The 245-nt window shown below is 44.5% G+C and carries 1 pseudogene; it reads left to right on the top strand.

What is annotated here, in order from left to right:
* A pseudogene (locus H5232_RS23845) lies at nt 1-245 on the top strand (DUF2235 domain-containing protein); the annotation flags it as partial.

Genomic DNA, 245 nt, shown 5'->3' with positions numbered 1-245 from the left:
GTGCCACTACAAAGCTTAACGGAACTTGCTAACCGCAAACAAGCTGACGGCCAAGCTATACCTTATATTTTACCTAACGAGCTTAAAGCACTGGTTGATAGCGCCCGTAGCTTTGGCCCACAAAGTGATGCCTGGCAGGCTTTATATAAAGATTACATCCACCACAGTGTTAAATATTCAGCAACGATTGATGCGATTGCTCATGGCCCTGAAGAAGACGCTGAATTCACCACTAAAAACCAACA

The organism is Pseudoalteromonas sp. SG41-5, from assembly GCF_014164495.1.
GTDB classification, from domain to species: Bacteria; Pseudomonadota; Gammaproteobacteria; order Enterobacterales; family Alteromonadaceae; genus Pseudoalteromonas; species Pseudoalteromonas rhizosphaerae.
This window is presented reverse-complemented; position numbering and strand designations above follow the sequence as displayed.